General features: G+C 69.8%; 14 protein-coding genes. 4 read left to right on the top strand and 10 right to left on the bottom strand.

The features are described 5' to 3' along the window. Positions 1-6 precede the first annotated feature (6 nt). From FHT37_RS24640 to FHT37_RS24600, 9 genes are all read right to left on the bottom strand, one after another. A complete protein-coding gene (locus tag FHT37_RS24640) occupies positions 7-1,050 on the bottom strand; it encodes a hypothetical protein (protein WP_147241838.1) in 1,044 nt (347 codons plus the stop codon). A 190-nt stretch (positions 1,051-1,240) separates the two neighbouring features. Next, the gene (locus tag FHT37_RS24635) at positions 1,241-2,695 is read right to left on the bottom strand and encodes an efflux transporter outer membrane subunit (protein ID WP_255489991.1); all 1,455 of its coding nucleotides are present in this window, start codon (positions 2,693-2,695) and stop codon (positions 1,241-1,243) included. Positions 2,696-2,698: 3 nt separating this feature from the next. Beyond that, on the bottom strand, positions 2,699-5,875 hold the full coding sequence (locus FHT37_RS24630; RefSeq protein WP_183485820.1) for a multidrug efflux RND transporter permease subunit: 3,177 nt from the start codon (positions 5,873-5,875) through the stop codon (positions 2,699-2,701). After that, positions 5,872-9,120, bottom strand: coding sequence for an MdtB/MuxB family multidrug efflux RND transporter permease subunit (locus FHT37_RS24625; protein WP_183485818.1), 3,249 nt, complete (start codon positions 9,118-9,120; stop codon positions 5,872-5,874). Before FHT37_RS24625 ends, FHT37_RS24630 begins: the two co-directional genes overlap by 4 nt. 25 nt (positions 9,121-9,145) lie before the next feature. After that, positions 9,146-10,786 (bottom strand): MdtA/MuxA family multidrug efflux RND transporter periplasmic adaptor subunit, encoded by a 1,641-nt coding sequence (locus tag FHT37_RS24620; RefSeq protein ID WP_183485815.1) that lies wholly within the window; start codon positions 10,784-10,786, stop codon positions 9,146-9,148. Between the two features lie 232 nt (positions 10,787-11,018). Then, on the bottom strand, positions 11,019-11,528 hold the full coding sequence (locus FHT37_RS24615; RefSeq protein WP_091731282.1) for a TlpA disulfide reductase family protein: 510 nt from the start codon (positions 11,526-11,528) through the stop codon (positions 11,019-11,021). Between the two features lie 66 nt (positions 11,529-11,594). Beyond that, positions 11,595-12,764 carry a hypothetical protein gene (locus FHT37_RS24610; protein ID WP_183485812.1) on the bottom strand — a complete coding sequence of 390 codons (1,170 nt, stop codon included), beginning with the start codon at positions 12,762-12,764 and terminating at the stop codon, positions 11,595-11,597. A gap of 172 nt (positions 12,765-12,936) precedes the next feature. After that, positions 12,937-13,692, bottom strand: a complete 756-nt coding sequence (locus tag FHT37_RS24605; RefSeq protein ID WP_183485809.1) for an alpha/beta fold hydrolase — start codon at positions 13,690-13,692, stop codon at positions 12,937-12,939. Next, a complete protein-coding gene (locus FHT37_RS24600) occupies positions 13,689-14,954 on the bottom strand; it encodes a CaiB/BaiF CoA-transferase family protein (protein WP_147240370.1) in 1,266 nt (421 codons plus the stop codon). Before FHT37_RS24600 ends, FHT37_RS24605 begins: the two co-directional genes overlap by 4 nt. 74 nt (positions 14,955-15,028) lie before the next feature. On the opposite strand from FHT37_RS24600, the gene FHT37_RS24595 reads away from it, so the two are divergent. The 3 genes from FHT37_RS24595 to FHT37_RS24585 all read left to right on the top strand — a co-directional run bounded on the left by FHT37_RS24595 (position 15,029) and on the right by FHT37_RS24585 (position 16,320). Further along, positions 15,029-15,547, top strand: a complete 519-nt coding sequence (locus FHT37_RS24595; RefSeq protein ID WP_091731295.1) for a hypothetical protein — start codon at positions 15,029-15,031, stop codon at positions 15,545-15,547. Between the two features lie 84 nt (positions 15,548-15,631). Further along, positions 15,632-16,054, top strand: coding sequence for a PTS sugar transporter subunit IIA (locus tag FHT37_RS24590; RefSeq protein ID WP_254783511.1), 423 nt, complete (start codon positions 15,632-15,634; stop codon positions 16,052-16,054). Beyond that, a complete protein-coding gene (locus tag FHT37_RS24585) occupies positions 16,051-16,320 on the top strand; it encodes an HPr family phosphocarrier protein (RefSeq protein ID WP_091731299.1) in 270 nt (89 codons plus the stop codon). The genes FHT37_RS24590 and FHT37_RS24585 overlap by 4 nt, the downstream gene beginning before the upstream one ends. Before the next feature lie 65 nt (positions 16,321-16,385). Here the strand turns inward: FHT37_RS24585 and FHT37_RS24580 are convergent, their stop codons facing one another. After that, positions 16,386-17,234, bottom strand: coding sequence for a GNAT family N-acetyltransferase (locus FHT37_RS24580; protein ID WP_147240369.1), 849 nt, complete (start codon positions 17,232-17,234; stop codon positions 16,386-16,388). Between the two features lie 197 nt (positions 17,235-17,431). On the opposite strand from FHT37_RS24580, the gene ptsP reads away from it, so the two are divergent. Further along, entirely contained in the window at positions 17,432-19,207 is a 1,776-nt protein-coding gene (gene ptsP, locus FHT37_RS24575; protein ID WP_091731309.1) for a phosphoenolpyruvate--protein phosphotransferase, read from the top strand. Positions 19,208-19,624 lie beyond the last annotated feature (417 nt).

Genomic DNA, 19,624 nt, shown 5'->3' with positions numbered 1-19,624 from the left:
CGCAATTCAGGTGGCGGGAATCTGCAGCCTTTCGAAGAAGGCACGGTTGCGCTTCTTCGCATCGTTGAGCACCTTGTCGTAGGACACGATCTCGATGTAGCAGCCCTGGCTCTGGTGGTACTTGAAGTAGCCCTCGTTGTCAGGCGTCCGCACGAAGTCGTGGTCTTCCGCGATGGCGCGCATGCGGGGCGTGAGGCTGCACAGGATGTAGGCGTAGAAGGGGATCGCGCCGACGTTGATGGTTTTCAGGTCGCGGTCCTTGGCCTGGCCCTCCTTGATCTTGCGGACATAGCGCAGGACCTGCTCGACCGGGTTCTCCTCCCGGGCGGGGTACTCGTTACGTTCGGGACGCTTGAACTCGACGATGACGACCGACTGGTACGGGCTCTTGGTGTCGGCGAAGGCCCGCGGGGTGTTGAACACCACGAGATCCGGTTCATCGCGGTCCGCCACGGCGATGGGCGTGAGCCGGCTCATCGGCAGGTCCGACGCCAGGTGCGTGTGATACGCGAGCCGTTCATCGACGACCCACAAGTTCTGCCTCGTGAAGTCCACTTCATCCGACGTCGTCCGCATTGGAAAGATCAGGCCGTGGATGAGGTCCTCGCGCGCGTAGGCGCCGGAGTCCTGGATCTTCAATGCGCCCTCGAGCATCTCCAGGATCGTGCGGCGGTGCACGACGTAGCGCGCCAGCGCCGCCTTCCCGAGTTCGTTCTCCTCGTCCAGGTATTGCCGGTAGAGCGCTGCGTACTCGCTCGACCCGGTTGCGGAGTCCAAGGGCATCGACTGGATGCTGGCGGCTCGCTGGCGATGTTCCAGTTCAATGTCCTTCTGGATCTTGAACAGCTCGATGTCCAACTGCTCCTTGCCCAGGTCGGCGGGAATGGTGGACAGGCGCTCGCGGTACTGCGGGCGCAACTGGATCCGGTATTGCGGCGCGTGTTGGGTGATGTAGGTCTCGACGGCGTGATACCGCTCGAGATCCTCGGCCCTCGTCGGTGGGGGCAGGGCGCCGCGCACGGCCGCCCTCGCTGCGGGATCGATCTGCATGCCTGTTCCTTTCGCGGACGTCCGCCGCGGTCAGTCTCACGGGCGTCAAGGCGCCCAATGAGAGGCATGCTAGGAGCGCTCAATTCCGACTGAATTCAAGGGTCAGTCGCCTTGTTGCGCAGCGAAGACAACCGGACCACTCGCCCACTTGGGGGACGCCGCAGGCCGCCTCACGCCGCCTCGGGTCGCCTCAAGCCGGCGTCCACCGCCCCGCCACGTTCTTCAACAGCAGGCTGATCGCGGCCAACTGCCGGTTGCGCACCGACAGCAGCGAGGCCTCCGCATTGAACGCGCTGTTCTGCGCGGTCGTGACGTCCAGGAAGGACACCGTGCCCGCGCGGTACTGGTCCGTCACCAGTTCCAGGTTGCGCTGCGCTGATGCCAGCGCCTCCTGCTGCAGCCGCGCCTCTTCACGCAGGTGGTCGGCCAGGATCAGGTTGTCCTCGACCTCCTGCAGCGCCGTCAACACCGTCTGCCGGTAGGTCGAGGTCGCGACCTCCGCGCTGGTGCGGGCCTGCGCGCTCGCCAGCTTGCGCTGGCCGCCGTCGAAGATCGCCTGCGCCAGCGACGGGCCGAGCGACCAGAACAGGTTGGGCGCCGACAGCAGCTTGCTGAGCGTGCTGCTTCGGTAGCCGCCGCTGCCCGACAAGGTCAGCGACGGGAAGTAGGCCGCGTCCGCCACGCCGATCTGCGCATACGCCGAGGCCACCCGCCGCTGCGCCGCGGCGATGTCGGGCCGGCGCTCGAGCAGCTGCGACGGCAGCATCATCGGGACCTCCGGCGGCGTGGGCAGCGCGGCATTCTTCGAGAGCTCCAGCGCCGACGGCGGCAGACCGAGCAGCACCGCGATCGCATGCGCCAGCTGGGCGCGCGTGGACCGCGTCTCCAGCAGTTGCGCCTGCGCCGAGCGCAGCTGCGTCTGCGCCTGCAGCACGTCGCTGCGCGCGGCCACGCCGCTCTGGTAACGCGCCTGCGTCAGGTCCAGGAAACGCTGGTAGGCCTGCACGCTGCGGTCGTACAGCGCTTCCTGCGCCTCCGCCGTGCGCAGCGAGAAATAGCTCTGCGCCAGCGTCGCCTGCGCGCTCAGCCGCGCCGCCGCCAGGTCGTCCGCGGTGGCCTGCAGCGTCGCGCCCGCGCCCTCGCTGGCCAGCCGCAGCCGGCCCCACAGGTCCGGCTCCCAGCTCGCGTTGAGCGAGGCCTGCACGCTGTTGGTCGGGCCGCGGTTGATCGTCCCGTTGGTGACGTTGCCATCCGGGCTCGCGCTGCGCGTGCCCGACACGCCGACCGACAGCGTCGGCAGCAGCGCCGAACGGCTCGCCTCCAGCGCCGCGCGCGCGCCGGCCAGCTGCGCCACGGCGGCCTTCAGGTTCTCGTTGCCGATCACCAGGCGGCGCTGCAGGTCGTTCAGCACGGGGTCGTCGAACAGCGTCCACCACTGCTCCGGGACCGGCTCGGCGGTGGCGGGCCGGGCCTGCTTCCAGAGCCCGTCCTCCTTGTACTGCGCCGGCGCCGTCACCGGCGCGGGCGGATCGACGCGCGTCACCGCGCAGCCGCTCAGCAGTGCGACAAGCACCGCCGCCGCCACGGCCGGCAGCGAGGGACGGAGGAATGAAGTCGAGGTCATCGAGGTCATCGGGGTCGGCATGTCTCAGCCCTGCAGGGTCGGAGCCGCGGGCGGCTCGGGAGTCGTCGGGGGCGCCTCGTGCGGCGGCCGCGCGGCGCTGGCGGCGCGTTTCGCCGCGCGGCGCCGCATCACGCGCTGGCGCAGCCTTTCCATCATCACGAACACGACCGGCGTCGTGTACAGCGTCAGCAGCTGGCTCAGGATCAGGCCGCCGACGATCGCGATGCCCAGCGGCTGGCGCAGCTCGGCGCCATCGCCGCTGCCGATGGCCAGCGGCACCGCGCCGAAGATCGCCGCGAAGGTCGTCATCAGGATGGGCCGCAGCCGCAGCTTGGCCGCGCGGAAGATCGCCGCGCCCGCCGTCAGGTGCGCGGTGGTGCGCTGCCGCGCGATGGCGAAGTCGATCATCATGATCGCGTTCTTCTTCACGATGCCGATCAGCAGGATCACGCCGATCAGGGCAATGATCGAGAACTCCGTGTGGAACATCATCAGCGCCAGCAGCGCGCCCACGCCCGCCGACGGCAGCGTCGACAGGATGGTCACGGGATGCACCAGGCTCTCGTAGAGCATGCCCAGCACCAGGTAGATCGCGATGATGGCCGCGCCGATCAGGATGGGCTGCGACTTCAGCGCATCCTGGAACGCGTTGGCCGTGCCCGCGAAGGTGCCCCGCACCGACACCGGGATGCCCAGCTCCGCCATCGCGTTGTTGATCGCGTCGGTCGCCTGCGACAGCGACACGCCCTCGGGCAGGTTGAAGCTGATCGTCGAGGCCGGCGTGCCGCTCTGGTGGTTCACCGACAGCGGCGTGTTGGTGGTCTCGAAGCGGCTGAACGCCGACAGCGGCACCTGCGCGCCCGAGCTGCTGGTCACGTAGAGCTTGCGCAGCGTCTCCGGCCCCTGCAGGTACTCCGGCGCGAGCTCCATCACCACGCGGTACTGGTTCAGCGGGTTGTAGATCACGCCGACCTGGCGCTGGCCGAAGGCGTTGTTGAGCGTCGTGTCGATGGTGCTGACGCTGATGCCCAGCCGTGCCGCCGCATCGCGGTCGATCACCAGCGAGGTCTGCATGCCCTTGTCCTGCTGGTCGGTGTTGACGTCGGTCAGCTCCGGCAGGTTGGACAGCGCATTGCGCACCCGCGGTTCCCATTCGCGCAGCACCGCCAGGTCGTCGGCCTGCAGCGTGAACTGGTACTGAGCGTTGGCCTGCCGGCCGCCGATGCGGATGTCCTGCACCGGCACCATGAAGAGGTTGGCGCCCGGCTCGTGCGCCATCTTGTCGCGCAGCCGGTTCACCACCTGGTCGGCCGAGACCTTGCGTTCCTTCAGCGGCTTGAGGGTGATGTAGAAGTTCGCCGAGTTGCGCTGCCCGCCGCCGGTGCTGCCGTTGACGTTCTGCACGGCCGGGTCGGACAGGATGATCTCCATGAAGCGGTCGACGCGCTTGCGCATCATCTCGAAGGAGCTGCCCTGGTCCGCCTGCACGCCGCCGATGAGCACGCCGGTGTCCTGCTGCGGGAAGAAGGTCTTGGGGATCACGCCGTACAGATGCACGTTCAGGGCGATCACCGCCACCAGCGAGAGCAGGGCCACCGGCTGGTGGCGCAGCGTCCACATCAGCGAGCGCCGGTAGCCCCGCGCCAGCGCGCGGTTGAAGCGGCCGGCCGCGCGCGCGAGCCGGCCCTGGCGCCGCGCCGCCGCGCCGTGCGCGGGTTCCGGGCGGGCCCGGAGCACCCGCGAGGCCATCATCGGCGTCGTCGTCAGCGAGACCACCATCGACACCAGGATGGACGCCGACAGCACCACCGCGAACTCGCGGAACAGCCGCCCCACGACGCCACCCATCAGCAGGATGGGGATGAAGACCGCCACCAGCGACAGGCTGATCGAGATCACGGTGAAGCCGATCTCGCGCGCGCCGCGCAGCGCGGCCGCGACGGGTGTCAGGCCCTGCTCGATGTAGCGGGTGATGTTCTCCAGCACCACGATCGCGTCGTCGACGACGAAGCCGGTGGCCACCGTTAGCGCCATCGCCGACAGGTTGTCCAGGCTGTAGCCGCACAGGTACATCACGCCGAAGGTGCCGGCCAGCGAGACCGGCACCGCCACCGCCGGCAGCAGCGTCGCGCGCCAGCTGCGCAGGAACAGCAGCACCACCAGGATCACCAGCCCGACGGCGATCGCCATCGCGCGCTGCACCTCGTCCAGCGAGGCCCGGATCGTCGGCGTGCGGTCGCTGATGACCTTGAGCTCGATGGCGGGCGGGATCGAGGCCTGCAGGCGCGGCAGCAGCTCGCGCACATGGGCGACGGTCTCGATGATGTTGGCGCCCGGCTCCTTCTGGATGAACAGCAGGATCGCCGGCTGGCCGTTGGACGCGCCGTAGTTGCGCACGTCCTGGACCGAGTCGCTGACCTCGGCCACGTCGCGCAGCCGCAGCGCCGCACCGTCGCGGTAGGACAGCACCACCGGCGCGTACTCCGCGGCGGTGCGGGCCTGGTCATTGGCGCCGACCTGCCAGTAGCGGCCGCCTTGCTCGACCGCGCCCTTGGGCCGGTTCGCGTTGGTGTTGGTGATGGCCTGGCGCACCTGGTCCAGCGCGATGCCGTTGGCCGCCAGCTTGTCCGGATTGAGCTCCACCCGCACCGCCGGCAGCGCGCCGCCGCCGACGTTGACCTGCCCGACGCCGTCCACCTGGGCCAGCCGCTGCGCCAGCACCGTCGAGGCGGTGTCGTACATCTGGCCGCGCGTCAGCGTCTTCGAGGTCAGCGCCAGGATCATGATCGGCGCGTCGGCCGGGTTGACCTTGCGGTAGGTCGGATTGCTGGGCAGGCCCGAGGGCAGCAGCGTGCGCGCGGCGTTGATCGCCGCCTGGACGTCGCGCGCGGCGCCGTTGATGTCGCGGCTCAGGTCGAACTGCAGGGTCACGCTGCTCGAGCCCAGCGAGGAGCGCGAGGTGATCTCGGTCACGCCGGCGATGCTGCCCAGCGCGCGCTCCAGCGGCGTGGCCACCGTGGCGGCCATCGTGTCGGGGCTGGCACCGGGCAGCGAGGCGGAGACCGAGATCGTCGGGAAGTCCACCTGCGGCAGCGGCGCGATCGGCAGGAAGTGGTAGCCCAGCATCCCCGCCAGCGCGATGCCGATGGTGATCAGCGTCGTCGCGACCGGACGCGCGATGAACGGCGCTGAAATATTCATCGCGGCGCTCCGCCGTCATCGCCCGGTTGCCGGAGCAGGCTCGGACCGGCGGGCGCGAGCGGCGCGGCCGGATCGGCGATCTCCGGCGCGTCGGGACCGCGGTGCTGCGCCGCGGCGCGCGTTTCGCGCTTCACGCCACGGCGTTCGCGCCAGCGCTGCGCCATGCGCGCGAAGCCGAGGTAGATCACCGGCGTCGTGAACAGCGTCAGCAGCTGGCTCACGATCAGGCCGCCGACCATGGTCACGCCCAGCGGATGCCGCAGTTCATGGCCGACGCCGGTGCCCAGCATCAGCGGCAGCGCGCCGAGCAGCGCGGCCATCGTCGTCATCAGGATCGGACGGAAGCGCAGCAGCGAGGCCTGGTGGATCGCGGCGCGTGGATCGAGGCCTTGCTCGCGCTCGGCCTCGAGCGCGAAGTCGATCATCATGATCGCGTTCTTCTTCACGATGCCGATCAGCAGCACGATGCCGATGATCGCGATGATCCCCAGGTCCAGCCCGCCGATCAGCAGCGCCAGCAGCGCGCCGACGCCGGCCGAGGGCAGCGTCGACAGGATGGTGACCGGATGGATGTAGCTCTCGTAGAGCACGCCCAGCACGATGTACATGGTGACCACCGCGGCCAGGATCAGGAACAGCGTGCTGGACAGCGAATTGCTGAAGGCCTCGGCCGCGCCCTGGAAGCTGGTCTCGACGCTGATGGGCAGGTCCAGCTTCGCCTGCTCGGCCTTGATCGCCTGCACCGCGTCGCCCAGCGCGACGCCGGGAGGCAGGTTGAACGAGATCGTCGCGGCCGGGAACTGCGCCACATGGTTGATCGCCAGCGCCGCCGGCCGCTCGACGATCTGCGCCACCGAGCTCAGCGGCACCTGCACCGTCGTGGTGGCGGCCGTGCCGGTCGCACTGGTCGTCGTTGTGCTGCCCGGCACGTACAGCCCTTCGAGCGCGCGCGGGCCGCTGCGGAATTCCGACGCCGCCTCCAGCACCACGCGGTACTGGCTGGCCTGCGTGTAGATCGTCGAGATCAGCCGCTGGCCGAAGGCGTTGTAGAGCGCGGTGTCGATCGACGAGACCGTGACGCCGAGCCGGCCGGCCGCCTCGCGGTCGATCTGCACCCAGGCCTGCAGGCCCTGGTTCTGCAGATCGCTGGCGACGTCGGCCAGCTGCGGCAGCTGCTTGAGCCGCGCCAGCAGCGCGTCATTGGCCTTCTGCAGGTCGGTCGAGTCCGGCGAGCTCAGCAGGAACTGGTACTGCGTCTTGGAGACGCGATCCTCGATGGTCAGGTCCTGCACCGGCTGCATGTAGGCGGTGATGCCGGGCACCTGGCGGTTCAGGTCGCCCAGCCGCGCGATGACCTCGGTGGCCGACGCGTGGCGCTGCGCGAAGGGCTTGAGCGTGATCTGCATCCGGCCGGTGTTCAGCGAGGCGTTCGCGCCGTCCACGCCGATGAAGGACGCGATGTGGTCGACGTCGGGATCCTTCAGGAAGACCTCGGCGAGCCGCTGCTGGCGCTCGCTCATCGCATCGAAGGAAGTGCTCTGCGTCGCCTCGGTGATCACCTGCACCAGGCCGGTGTCCTGCACCGGGAAGAAGCCCTTGGGCACGACCACGTACAGCAGCGCGGTCAGCGCCAGCGTGGCGGCGAAGCCCAGCAGCGTCAGCACCGGGCGGTCCAGCACCCAGTCCAGCGCGCGGCCGTAGCCCTGGATCATGGCCTCGAATTTCTCGCCGAACCAGGTGCCGAGCCGCGAGTGCTTCTGCTCGGTCTCCGGCCTCAGCAGCCGCGCGCTCATCATCGGCGTCAGCGTCAGCGACACGAAGGCCGAGATCAGGATGGCCACCGCCAGCGTGATCGCGAATTCATGGAACAGCCGGCCCACCACGTCGCCCATGAACAGCAGCGGGATCAGCACCGCGATCAGCGACACCGTCAGCGAGATGATGGTGAAGCCGATCTGGCGCGAGCCCTTGAAGGCGGCCTCCATCGGTGAGTCGCCTTCCTCGACGTAGCGGGCGATGTTCTCGATCATCACGATCGCGTCGTCGACGACGAAGCCCGTGGAGATCGTCAGCGCCATCAGCGTCAGGTTGTTGATCGAGAAGCCGGCCAGGTACATCACGCCGAAGGTGCCCACCAGCGACAGCGGCACCGCGACGCTGGGGATCAGCGTGGCGCTGCCGCTGCGCAGGAACAGGAAGATCACCGCCACCACCAGCGCGATGGCGAGCAGCAGCTCGATCTCGGTGTCATCGACCGAGGCGCGGATCGTGGTGGTGCGGTCGGCCAGGATCTGCACGTCGATGGACGCCGGCAGCGTGCCCTGCAGCTTGGGCAGCAGCGCCTTCACCCGGTCGACGGTCTGGATCACGTTGGCGCCGGGCTGGCGCTGCACGTTCAGGATCACGCCCGGCGTCGTGTCGGCCCAGGCCGCCAGGCGCAGGTTTTCGGCGTCGTCGACGATCTGGGCGACATCGCTGAGCCGCAGCGGGTTGCCGTTCTTCCAGGCAATGATCAGGTTCTGGTACTCGGCGGCGGAGCGCAGCTGGTCGTTGGCGTCGATGGTGGAGGCGCGCTGCGCGCCGTCGAAGCTGCCCTTGGCCTGGTTGACGTTGGCCGAGGCGATGGCGCTGCGCACGTCGTCCAGCGACAGGCCCAGCGCGGCCAGCGTGCTCGGGTTGGCCTGGATGCGCACGGCGGGCCGGCGGCCGCCGGCGATGCTCACCAGGCCCACGCCGTCGACCTGCGACAGCTTGGGCGCGAGGCGGTTCTCCACCAGGTCATGCACCTTGATGACCGGCAGCGAGGGCGAGGTCACCGCGATCGTCATCACCGGCGCGTCGGCCGGATTGACCTTGCTGTAGACCGGCGGCATCGGCAGGTCGGAGGGCAGCAGGTTCGATCCGGCATTGATCGCGGCCTGCACCTCCTGCTCGGCCACGTCCAGCGACAGGCCCAGCGAGAAGCGCAGCGTGATCACCGAGGCGCCGCCCGAGCTCGACGAGGTCATCTGCCCCAGCCCCGGCATCTGGCCGAACTGGCGCTCCAGCGGCGCGGTGACGGTGGTGGAGATGACGTCGGGGCTCGCGCCCGGATAGAGCGTCGTGACCTGGATGGTGGGGTAGTCGACCTCGGGCAGCGCCGACAGCGGCAGCAGCCGGTAGGCCAGCAGGCCCGCCAGCAGGATGGCCAGCATCAGCAGCGAGGTCGCGACCGGCCGCTCGATGAAGGGACGGGACGGGTTCATGGCCATGGCCTTGCCCTCGTCGCGGTCAGCGGGCGTTGCCGGAGGCGGCCTGGCGCTTGGCGCGTTCGGCGCGTCGCTCGGCGATCCAGGCCTCGCGCTCGGCGGGACTCATCTTCATGACCTTGTCCTGCAGGTCCGGCGGCAGCCGGTCCAGCCAGGCCGGGCGCTCGCCGCCGGACTGGGCCGCGTCGTTGCGCGCCTCGGCGGTGGGCGCGCGCAGCGCCGCATCGGCCGGGTTGCCGCTGTCGCCGGGGGCCGCGGAAGTGGCGGGAGCGGAGGCGCCCGAGGCGTGACGGCTGCCGCCGCGCGCGCCGGAGGCCGCGCCGCCCGGTGCGCTCGCGCCGCGGCCGCGTCGCGGCGCCGCGTTGGCACCGGCGCGCTGCTTCGGGTCGTTGGCGATGACCTCGACCTTGGCGCCCTCGCGCAGGCGGTCGACGCCGTCCACGACGATGCGATCGCCGGGCTGCAGCGGGCCGTCCACCGCCATCCAGTCGCCGTCGACCGCGCCGGTCTGCACGACGCGCGTGCTCACGGTGTTGTCCGGGCCGACGACGTAGACGTAGAAGCCCTGCGCGCCGCGCAGCACCGCGGCGGCCGGCACGGCCAGGCGGTTGGCCTCGGTGGCGAGCTGCAGCTTCACGCTGACCGACTGGTTGGGGTAGAGCGCGTCGTCCTCGTTCGGGAACAGCGCCTTGAGCTTGATCGTGTCGGTGCTCAGGTCGATGGCGTTGTCGGCGGTCGCGAGTCGGCCGGTCGCCAGGCGCGTCTTGCCGTCGCGGCTCCAGGCTTCCACCGTCAGCGACGCCTTGTCCTTCAGGCCGGCGGTCACTTGGGGCAGCAGCGCCGACGGCACGGCGAAGGTCAGCGCGATGGGCCGCGTCTGCGTGATGCTGACCACGCCGTTGGCGTCGCTGGTCTGCACGACGTTGCCGATGTCGACCTGCTTCAGGCCGACGCGGCCCGAGATCGGCGCCAGCACCCGGGTGTAGGTGACCTGCAGCCGGGCGCTGTCCACGGCGGCCTGGTCGGCCTTCACCGTGCCATCGAGCTGGCGGACCGTCGCCTGCTGCGTGTCGACCTGCTGGCGGGCGATCGCGTCCTTGGCGAGCAGGTCCTGGTAGCGGGCGAGGTCGATGCGCGCGTTGTCCAGCGTGGCCTTGTCGCGGGCCAGCTGGCCCTCGGCCTGGCCCAGCGCGGCCTGGAAGGCGCGTGGGTCGATCTGCGCCAGGGGCTGTCCGGCCTTGACCTGCTGGCCCTCGGTGAAGTGCAGCTGCTGCAGCACGCCGCTGACCTGCGCGCGCACGACGGCGGTGTTGGAAGCGCTGATGGTGCCGATGGCGGAGGCGGTGTGCCGGATGTCCTGCAGCCGCGCGGGCGTCACGGAGACGGGCTGCACCCGGTTGGCGGCGAAGCGGCCGCCCCGTCCGCCGGCGCCGGCCGGGCTGGCGCCGCCCGGACCGCTGGCGGCGCGCGCGGGTCCGCCGCCGGCCTCGCCGTCCGCGGCGCGGCCCTTCCACCACCACCAGCCGCCGGCGGCCGCGGCCAGCACGACGAGGGCGACGATCCACGGCGTCGCGCGGCCTTGTTGTCGGCGGCGCCTCGGGACGCCAGGGATGCGGACGGGGCCGGGGACCGGCGGGCAGGGCAGCTTGTTGTTGGTGTTCATGCGGGTCGGTCGCTGGTGCGGAGGGCCTCTGGCGGGCCGGGAGCGGGACGCGGGCTGGCCGTCGCGGCGCCGTCAGGGCGCAGGGTCGGCGGGCATGTCGACACCCTAGTATCTGGCGACAGCAGCCTGGTGTCGCCGACGAAAAGAATCGCAAAGCGTCCGGCCCCGCCCGAGGAGCGGCCAAGAAAAATGCCGCTCGAGGAGCGGCATGCTTCGGGGCGGCGAGGGCGGATCAGCTCTCGGCGAGCAGCTTCTCGATCGTGCCGTGCAGCGCAGCGAAGTCGGGCTCGCCGACGAAGCGCTTGACGATCTCGCCACGCTTGTTGATCAGGAAGGTGGTGGGCGTGAGTTGCACCTTGCCGAAGCGGCGCGCGATCTCGCCGGTGCTGTCCATCGCGACGCCGAAGGGCAGCTGGCGGGTCTCGGCATAGTTCGCGACATAGGCCGGCGGGTCATAGCTCATGGCCACCGCCAGCGTGTCGAAACCCTTGTCCTTGTACTTCTGGTGCGTCGCGATGACGTTGGGCATTTCCTTGACGCAGGTGGTGCAGGACGTGGCCCAGAAGTTGACCAGCATCACCTTGCCGGACCAGGCCTGCGCGGACGCGTGCTTCGAACCGTCGAGCAGCACGTAATCCACCTGGGGGGCGGGTTCGGGCTTCAGGCCCTCGTAGGCGAGGCCGGCGCCGACACCGACGGCGGCGACCAACAACAGGAGTCCGGTCCAGCGAGGCAGCTTCATGGGGGGCGAGTGTATGCCGGTCGTCCGTGGCCCGTCACCCGGCAGGGGCTTGGGTGGCAGGTCGCCTCACAGCGCCTTGGACAGCTCGAAGAGCAGCACCGACGGCAGCGCGTCCTGCAGGTTCTGCCGCGAGATCCGCGCCATATGGTCGGCCGTCGCGGTCGAGAGCTGCGTCTGCTGGTCGCCTTCCATCACCTCGACGAAGCTGAAGTTGGGCACCTCGCCGGTGATGTCGGCGCGCAGGCGATCGAAGTCCGCGTCACGCAGCGACTGCTCGAAGGCGATGCCGTGCGGCAGGCCTTCCTCGCAGAACTGCAGGGCTTCGTCCATCGAGCCCACGGCGTCGATGATCAGCCCCATGTGGCGCACCGCGGCCTGGATCTCCTGCCGCAGCTCGCGGCGCGGCGAGACGATCAGCAGGTGGCAGCCCGCCAGCGGCTTGGAGTTGTGCGACGGCGTCGGATCGTCGAGCTCGGGCCGGTCCGGCGGCGCGACCGGCGCGGGGCCGTGCTGCGCGCCGGGCTCGTCGCCGGCCAGGTGCGGGAACTCCAGCGTCAGCATCGTGATGCCGGCCTCGTCCTCGCGCAGCGGCAGCGCGCCGATCGTCAGCGCGGTCTGCTCGATCAGGCGCCAGGTCAGCGAGTTCAGCGATTCGGGCGGTTCATTGATCGCCGACGAGGGCGCGCTGCCCAGGTCCAGCGAGCGGTGGGCGAAGCGGCACATCAGCCGCGCCTTGGCGGGCCAGGGCGTCAGGTCCAGCCGCATCTCCAGCGAGGAATGCGTGTTCGTGAGCGCCCAGTCCATCACCGCGTTCAGCAGCGAGAACAGCAGCGACGCGTCGGTCATCACCTCGATCGGCTGCAGCAGCTGGCGGATCTGGATGCCGCGCGCCTGGGTCTCGCGGCTGCGCTGCGCCAGCACGCCGCGCAGCACCTGCGTCAGCGACACCTGCTCGCGCGACAGCCGCAGCCGGCCCGACGCCAGCCGGGCCAGTTGCTGGCTGACCATCCCGGCCTCGCGGGCCTGCGCCACCGCGTCGCGCAGCGCCCGCAGGCCCTGGCGGTCGATCTGGCCGCTGCTGATCAAGGCGTGGATGCGCTCCAGGGCCCCGCTCAGCGGGCCGGCGATCTCGGCGCCGAGCTGCTGGACGATGTCGCCCCATTGGGAATCGCTGGGGCGCTGCACCATGTCATTGGCGGCCAGCGGCGCGGCCACGGTGGGGGGCGGGCGGGACATGCTCTCTCGTTCGGGTGGGCCGCCGGCGGCATGCCGGGGCGGGGAGGCGCCATGGTTCCGCGCGGTCCTGGGGGAGGCCATCCCGTGAGTCGGGGGCAACCGCCCCCCTGGGGGGATGCCGTGAAATGGCTCACGTTTCCCAGGGGGACGGGGGCGGATGGCGGACGATCCGTCAGCCCTGGGCCTGGCGGTCGGCCAGCATGAGCAGGCGCTCGATGAGCGCCTCGGGCGCCGAGATCATCACCTGGTGGCCGGTCGGGATCTCGAAGCGTTCCCAGCCGGGCTGACTGCGGGCGCGCTCGCGTGCGGCCGCGATGGTGAGCAGGGCCGGCCGGTTGCAGTCGATGAAGGTGCGCGGCCGCGCCAGCCAGGCCTTCTTGTCGAAGTCCAGCGGGCTGTCGTAGACGCCGCCCGGCTGCGGGCGCTGGCAGCGCATCATCCAGTCGAAGTCCTCCGGCTTGAGCCCCATGCCGTGCGGCTCGGTCACCGGCAGGTGGCCGAATTTCGCGATCAGCTCGCGCCGCTGCGCCTGCGTCTCCGGCGTGTGGCGGCTGGACCAGGACTCGCCCGGTTCCGGCACCACCGCGTCCAGGTAGACCAGCCGCGCGATGCGGGTCGGCAACTGGTCGGCCACGCCGGTGATCACCATGCCGCTGTAGCTGTGGCCGACCAGTAGCACGTCGCTCAGTTCTTCGCACTCGATGACGGCCTTGACGTCGTCGATGTGGGTTTGCAGGCGGATGCCCTCGTGGGGCTGGTGCGCCCGCTCGCCGACGCCGCTCAGCGTCACCGGGAAGACGCGATGGCCGGCCGCCCGCAGCGGCGCCAGCACCCGCCTCCACGCCCAGGCGCCCAGCCAGGCGCCGTGCACCAGGACGATGTCCACGCCCCGCGCTCGATCCGCGCCGTCTCGATCGGTGCTGCTCATGCGATGACTCCTTCCTCGCGCCAGGCGGCGATGGCCTCGGGGCCGTGGCCGAGCTCGGCCAGGACCTCGTCGGTGTGTTGTCCCAGCAGCGGCGGGGGCAATCGGTAGGCCACCGGCGTGCCGGACAGCTTCATCGGGCTGGCGACGACGCGCAGCGCGTCGCTCAGCGGATGCGCCATCGGCACGACCATGCCGCGATGTCGCACCTGCGGATCCTCGAAAACCTCGGCCAGGTCGTTGATCGCGCCGCCCGGCACCTTGGCCGCCTCCATCGCGTCGAGCCAATGCTGGCGCGGGCGCGCGGCGATGCGCTCGGCCAGCAGCGGGACCAGCGCCTCGCGGTGCCGCACCCGCTGGGCGTTGGTCGCATAGCGCGGATCGCGGGCCAGCTCGGGCACGCCGAGCAGTTCGCAGAACTTGACGAACTGGCCGTCGTTGCCGACCGCGACGATCAGGTGGCCGTCACTGGCCTGGAAGACCTGGTAGGGCACGATGTTCTGGTGGGCATTGCCCATGCGGCGCGGCGCCTGGCCGGTGCTCAGGTAGTTCGCGCCCAGGTTGGCCAGCATCGCCACCTGCGTGTCCAGCAGCGCCATGTCGACGACCTGGCCCTCGCCGGTCGCGTCGCGGTGGCGCAGCGCGGCCAGGATCGCCACCGTCGCATACATGCCGGTGAACAGGTCGGCCACCGCCACGCCGACCTTCTGCGGTCCGCCGCCGGGCAGCGCGTCGGCCTCGCCGGTGACGCTCATCAGACCGCCCAGGCCCTGGACCGCGTAGTCGTAGCCGGCGCGGTCCCGGTAAGGGCCGGTCTGGCCGAAGCCGGTGACCGAGCAGAACACCAGCCGCGGATTGAGCGCGCGCAGCGCCGGCGCATCCAGGCCGTAGCGGGTCAGGTCGCCGACCTTGTAGTTCTCGACCACCACGTCCGCGCGCAGGGCCAGTTCCCGGATCAGCGCCTGGCCCTTGGGACTGGCGATGTCGACGCCGATCGAGCGCTTGTTGCGGTTCGCGCCCAGGTAGTACGCCGCCTCGGCGGTGTCCTGGCCGTCGCGGTCCTTCAGATAGGGTGGCCCCCATCCGCGGGTGTCGTCCCCGCCGGGATGGCCGCCTCTGGGGGGGCGTTCGACCTTGATGACGTCGGCGCCGAGGTCCGCCAGGGTCTGCGTGCACCAGGGTCCGGCCAGCACGCGGGAAAGATCCAGAACGCGCACGCCCTGCAGGGCCATGGCGGAGGGACGGGGGGAGTTCGCTTCGCTCATCGGGGCATTGTGGGGGATGCCGCCGGGGTCGCCCGCGAGGCAGGCGCCGGTCGCACGGCCGCCATAATCGCCCGATGCGACGACTGGCCCCGCTCGTTCCGATCCTGCCGCTGGTGCTGGCCGCCGGCTGCAGTCCCGCGTTGAACTGGCGCAAGGTCGATCCGGAAGGCGCGCAGGTCTCGCTGATGTTCCCCTGCAAGCCCGAACGCGAGGAACGCACCCAGCCCGGACCCGCCGGCCAGCCGGTCGTCGTGCGCTCCATGAGCTGCAAGGCCCGCGGCGGGCAGTTCTCCTTCACCTGGACCGATCTGGGCGACGCGCGCGCGACCTCCGCGGCGATGCGCCGCATGCACGACGGCATCGCCCGGCAGATGGCCCCCGGCGCCTCGGCGCCTCTCGGCGTCCGCGGGATCGCCGTCGATCCGGAAGCGTTCCAGCAGGCCTTCGAGGCCCGGCCGGGCCAGCCGGCCCAGCAGGTGCGCCAGGCCGTGTTCTCCCGGGAGGGGCGCCTGTACCAGCTGCTGCTGCAGGGCGAGCGCCTGGACGCGGAAGCCTGGGACGTGTTCCTGGGGTCGGTGCAACTGCCCCTCTGAGGGACCACCAAGGCGTCCTCCCCCGGATTGAGGATTTGTGCGGGCCCCGCCCGCGCCATGCTGCGCCGCACGATAATGCGGCCCATGTCCGGCCTGCTGCTGATCGCCCATGCTCCGCTGGCCACCGCGCTCAAGCAGGTGGCCGAGCACACGTTCCCGCACTGCGCGCTGCAGCTCAGCGTGCTGGACGTGACGCCGGAGATGAGCGCCGACGATGTCGAGTCGCTGGCGCGGGCGCTGATCAGCGCCTCCGGACATCTGCAGACCCTGGTGCTGACCGACGTCTATGGCGCCACACCGACGAATGCCGCGCTGCGCCTGCAGGGCGAGCAGGTCAAGGTGCTGACCGGCGTCAACGTGCCGATGTTGTGGCGCTCGCTGTGCTACGCCGGCGAAGGACTGGATGCGCTGCTGCAGCGCGCCAGCCAGGGCGGTACCCAGGGGATCCTGTGCGACGCGACGGCGCCGTGCTCCACCCACTCCTCGTCCCAACCTTCCTGCTCATGATCAAGTCGACCCTCACCATCAGCAACAAGCTGGGCCTGCATGCCCGTGCCTCGGCGAAGCTGACCAAACTGGCGGGGGGATTCAAGGCGGAGGTGTTCATGACCCGCAACGGCCGGCGCGTGAACGCCAAGAGCATCATGGGCGTGATGATGCTGGCCGCCGGGATCGGCGCCGAAGTGGAACTCGAGACCACGGGCGAGGACGAGCAGGCCGCGCACGAGGCGATCACCGCGCTGGTCAACGACAAGTTCGGCGAAGGCCAGTAAGGCGGCCACGTCACGAGAAAGGGCTGCCGAGGCAGCCCTTTTCATTTCTGCATGGACGGGCGTCCTCAAAGACCGCCGAGGAAGTGCTTGCGGTAGCGCGCCGGCAGGTCCGCGATGCGCATGATCATTGGCAGGTCGGCGGTGTTGAAGTCCGGATCCCAGGCGGGACGGCCCAGGATGCGCGCACCGACGCGCAGGTAACCCTTGATCAGTGGCGGCGGCTCGACGACCAGGTCCTGGCGCAGGTCGTCGACCGGCAGCGGCAGGCGGGGGCGCACCTGCCACGCGATGTCGGCCAGATGGCTGCCTTCGAGCTGGCGCCACAGGCTGGCCGCGTAGTGGCCGCCGTCGCGCATGCTGATGGAGGCGCAGCCGATCATCGTGTCCAGGTCGTTGCGGACCATGAATTCGGCCAGCGCGCCCCAGAGCGCCATGATGGCGCCGCCATGGCGGTGGTCCGGATGCACGCAGGAGCGGCCCAGCTCGACCATGCGGGGGCGCAGCGAACGCAGCCGGGTCAGGTCGAACTCCGTCTCGCTGTACAGGCCGCCGGCGCGGCGGGCCGCCTCCGGCGTCAGCACCCGGTAAGTGCCGATCACCTCGGCCGGTTGGCCGTGCTCGTCGAGCGTGCGCACCAGCAGGTGCTCGCAGAAGGGATCGAAGAGGTCGATGTCATGACCGGCGGGCGCACCGGCGGGCACGCTCAGCCGCGCGCCCATTTCGTCGACGAAGACCTGGTACCTCAGGCGCTGGGCCTGCCGGACCTCGTCCTCCGTGCGCGCCCAACCCACATGGAAGCGAGCGCGCGCAGCGTCGACAACGACGTCTTGGGAGCTGGCTGGAAGTGACCTCCGGGGCGCCTCGGCGGGGCGCAGATCGGAGAAGGGCAGGGTGGGCAGCGGCAGATCCCTCATGGCAAAGCCTCGCTGAAGTGATGCCGGGATGCTGAGCGGCGGCGGTGACGCGTCGGTGACCCTCAAGTGAACGAACCATGACAGTCGTGCCGTCGTCACGCTCGCCCGCACGGACGATTGACGCCGGGCTCACAGGGGTTTTCGCAAGTTCACCTGCGGCTCAAGAGGGCTTCGACACCCGCTGCTAAAGTCGGCGCATGAGTTTCCAGGTCTTCGGCATTCCCGTTTCCCGCGGCGTGGCGATCGGCCGAGCCGTGCTGGTCGCGTCCAGCCGCGTCGACGTCGCCCACTACTTCATTGGCGCCGCCGACGCGGAGCAGGAATATGCGCGGCTGGTCCGCGGTCGCGACGCGGTGACGCGCGAGCTGCAGGCCCTCAAGGCCGAGCTGCCGGAGGACGCGCCGCATGAGCTCGACGCGCTGCTGGATGTCCACCTGCTGCTGCTGAACGACGAGGCGCTCGTCGATGCCGCCCGCGACTGGATCGTCGACCGCCACTACAACGCCGAGTGGGCGCTGTCGGCGCAACTCGAGGTGCTGGCGCGCCAGTTCGACGAAATGGAGGACGACTACCTGCGCGAGCGCAAGGCCGACCTGGAGCAGGTGGTCGAGCGCGTGCTGGCTGCGCTCGCCACCGAGCAGGACGAGTCGCCCAGTGGCGCCTCGGCCGTGGTCGCGCGCGACTTCGCCGGCGAGGATCCCTTGCTGCTGGTAGCCGCCGACATCGCGCCGGCGGACATGATCCAGTTCAAGCGCAGCGTCTTCCAGGGCTTCATCACCGACATCGGGGGGAAGACCTCTCACACCGCCATCGTGGCTCGCAGCATGGCCATTCCCGCCGTGGTGGGAACGCGCGAGGCCTCGCGGCTGATCCGCCAGGACGATTGGGTGATCATCGACGGCGATGCCGGGACGGTCATCGTCAATCCTTCCCCCATCGTGCTGGAGGAGTACCGGTTCAGGCAGCGCCAGGCGGAGCTCGAGAACGCGCGGCTGGCCCGATTGCGCCACACGCCGGCGATCACGATGGACGGGCAGCGCATCGAGCTTCACGCCAACATCGAACTGCCGGGCGACACCGTGGCGGCGCTGGCCTCGGGCGCGACCGGCGTCGGCCTGTTCCGCAGCGAGTTCCTGTTCATGAACCGCGAGGGCGACCTGCCCAGCGAGGAAGAGCAGTTCGCTGCCTACAAGAGTGCCGTCGAGGCGATGGCCGGCCTGCCGGTGACGATCCGCACGGTGGACATCGGCGCGGACAAGCCCCTGGATCGGATGTCGGTCAATGAACTCCGCCACGAGCATGTGCTCAATCCGGCGATGGGCCTGCGAGCGATCCGCTGGAGCCTGGCGGAGCCGAGCATGTTCCGTCAGCAATTGCGGGCCATCTATCGGGCAAGCGCCTTTGGCAAGGTGAAGCTGCTGGTGCCGATGGTGGCCCACCTGGGGGAGATCCGTCAGATCCAGGAAACCATCAAGCGGGTCAAGGGCCAACTGGACGAGACCGGCCAGGCGTACGGCGAGGTGCAACTTGGCGTCATGGTGGAGGTGCCGGCGGCGGCCATCATGCTGCCGCAGTTGCTCAGGCACGTGGACTTCGTGTCCATCGGGACCAACGACCTGATCCAGTACACGCTGGCCATCGATCGCGCCGACGAGGCGGTCGCGCATCTGTATGACCCCTGGCATCCCGCGGTCCTTCACCTGCTGGCCAATGCCATCGCCCAGGCTCGGGCGGCCGGCAAGGAAGTCAGCGTGTGCGGCGAGATGGCGGGGGACTCGGCCTTCACCGACCTGCTGTTGGCCATGGGGCTGACCTGCTTCTCGATGCACCCTTCCCAGATCCCGTCGGTCAAACAGCGGATCCTCCGGGCGGACGTGCCGCGTCTGTCGGCGGCGCTGCCGCGGATCCTGGAGAGCGATGAGCCCGCGAAGGCGGCGCTGGAAGCGCTGGCGCCGCAGTCACGGCTGCATTGACGCAGGACGACCGGCGCTCCCTATATAGGAGGGCCCGTCAAACACGCGCCATGACGATCAGATGACGAGAGAGTTGCGCGAGCGAAAAAACTCGTGCTAGACTCTCGGTCTTCGCTGCTCACGACAACGTTTTGAGCGGCGGCCTCGGAGGATATGCCGAGGTAGTCAAATGATTGGACTGGGTTTCCCGGTTTTCATTTGGCGGCGAGATTCTCGCAGTCGACGCTGAAAATAATTTCGCAGACTGCTTGACGGATTCAAAAAGAATCGTTCATAATCTCACTTCTGCGCTGCTGACGACAAATCAGCGACGCGACGAAGTTGGCGAAAGCGGCTTCGATGTTCTTTAAGAATTTACAGCCGATAAGCGTGGGCGTCTGAACGAGCGACCTGAGAAGGTTAAATCTTTAGACGCTC

It is taken from the genome of Mitsuaria sp. BK037, assembly GCF_014193045.1.
Classification (GTDB): Bacteria; Pseudomonadota; Gammaproteobacteria; order Burkholderiales; family Burkholderiaceae_C; genus Roseateles.
The sequence above is the reverse complement of the archived record's forward strand: the minus strand, read 5'-3'. Positions and strand labels throughout refer to the sequence as shown.